The organism is Photobacterium sp. DNB23_23_1, assembly GCF_052873815.1.
Genome location: NZ_JBNNXT010000086.1, coordinates 1 through 2095, shown reverse-complemented (window position 1 = coordinate 2095; position 2095 = coordinate 1). Strand labels below are relative to the sequence as shown.

At 44.8% G+C, this 2095-nt stretch carries 2 protein-coding genes; both read left to right on the top strand.

What is annotated here, in order from left to right:
- The first annotated feature begins 613 nt into the window (after window positions 1-613).
- Complete coding sequence (gene ltrA, locus ACVA53_RS24845) at window positions 614-1879, top strand: group II intron reverse transcriptase/maturase (protein WP_255045501.1); 1266 nt, start codon at window positions 614-616, stop codon at window positions 1877-1879.
- 33 nt (window positions 1880-1912) lie between these two features.
- On the top strand, window positions 1913-2095 hold a 183-nt coding region (tnpB, locus tag ACVA53_RS24840; protein WP_446506617.1), incomplete at its 3' end, for an IS66 family insertion sequence element accessory protein TnpB.

The following is a 2095-nucleotide window of genomic DNA, read 5'->3' as shown; positions in this document are numbered from 1 at the left end:
TGAGTTACCCCTGAACTCTGGTGCACTGTTCCTATTCACAAACAAGCAGCGTGACAAGATAAAGGTGCTTTACTGGGGTGTGCCACGAACAAAAGACTAAGGTCTTTTGGAGCTGTGCTATTGATGGGAGAAGGCCTCCCGAAATCTACCTGTAGGGGTCGGTTTCAAACCGCCAAGTGCTGCTGTATTTAAGAGATATGGTGGTGAGCGACTATGGAAAAGGTATCAGTTATAGATATCAGGTATGAATCAAGAAGATGAGCGAAAGCAAACCGTCCGATGACGCATCGTTAAGGATTAAGTATTGTCAAAACTAGGGTCGCCCAGTAGTCCTAGGACAAGCTGAAAGGAAACCTACTTACTGTTTCAGCGGCAATCGGTGTATAGGCGGCATGAGCTTGATTTAGGCGGTAGCACGGAACGTGGGAACCTGTATTTGAATGACAAGGAAAATGACAAATGGCAAACACCATGAGGAAGAATACCAATGTCAAATACAGGGGCGGAGCTGCTCGTAGTAGTGTTGAATCACCTGTAATGGGTGTGGAGCGAAGGGGCAGCATTATCCAGTTGATGAAATTTAGTCAACCTAGCAAAACTAGGGAGGAGCCATATGGCATCGACAAAATCGTTTGATATTTCAAAACAGCTGGTTTGGAATGCATATAAACGTGTAAAAGCCAATAAAGGTGCTGCAGGTGTGGACAGAGTCACATTGTCTACATTTGAGCAAAACTTAAAAGGAAACCTTTATAAGATATGGAATCGTATGTCGTCAGGCTCTTATATGCCACCGGCTGTCCAGCAGGTAAATATACCTAAGAAGGATGGTGGAATAAGGAGTCTGGGTGTTCCTACTGTGTCAGACCGAGTCGCACAGATGGTGGTTAAGATGTTAATCGAACCAGGAATCGACAGGTGCTTTCATACCGATTCGTACGGCTATCGACCGGGTAAGTCTGCTTTGCAAGCTATTGATAAAACTCGACAGCGATGTTGGCGGATGGACTGGGTTGTAGAGTTTGATATCAAAGGAGCGTTCGATAACATCGATCATGATCTCCTGATGAAAGCTGTACGTCATCACGTAAAGGAACCGTGGGCTTTGCTTTACATCGAAAGATGGTTAAAAGCACCAACGCTCACCGTCGATAGTACTTTGGTACCTCGAACCCAAGGTACGCCTCAAGGTGGTGTTATTAGTCCATTATTGATGAACCTGTTCATGCACTACGCATTTGATATTTGGATAAGTAAAACTTCTCCCAAATGCCCATTTGCTAGGTATGCGGATGATGCAGTTGTACATTGTCACTCGGAAGCCCAAGCCAACTATTTGCTTAGAGCGATAGAGGTAAGGCTGAAGAAGTGCAAGCTCACAATGCATCCAATCAAGTCAAAGATCGTTTACTGTAAGGACAGCAATCGACCGCTTGCATATCCAATAAAGGAATTCACTTTTCTAGGTTTCACATTTAGACCAAGAAAGGCGAATAACAAGGAAGGAAAGCTATTTACAAGCTTCTTACCTGCGGCAAGCAACGAAGCGTTAAAATCCATGCGATCACGTATCAGGACTTGGCGTTTGTCAGTAAGAACCCCCTCAACATTGGCGGAGTTATCACGTTTATACAACCCGATATTACGGGGATGGTTCCAATATTATGGATGCTTTTATCCAACACAAATGCGCAAGCTAGCAGACTATCTGGAACTCAGATTGGGACGCTGGGCAAGGCGAAAATATAAACGTCTTGCAGGGCATAAGCGGAAAAGCTCACAGTGGTTAAGGCATGTCGCTCAAAGTAGACCAAGTCTATTCATCCACTGGCATTATTTTGAAGATCAACGATTGGGTAATGGGAGCCGTATGATATGAGAGTATCACGTACGGTTCTGCGAGAGGCTAGAGGTGAAATTCCTCTGGTCTACTCACCATACCACAGGCTTCGCCCTGTGGTATAAGCGCCTGGAAAAAGCCAAGTTCAAATGGCCTGTCAGAGAGAAAAAACAGGTGTTTACCCTTAGCCAATTTGAACTGGATAGGCTGCTTGCTGGCTTCACTATTATTGGCCATAAACCCGTTGAAATACGC

Excerpts from the sequence above, each read along its gene's own strand:
- ltrA (WP_255045501.1), top strand. The coding sequence starts at position 614 with ATGGCATCGACAAAATCGTTTGATATTTCAAAACAGCTGGTTTGGAAT.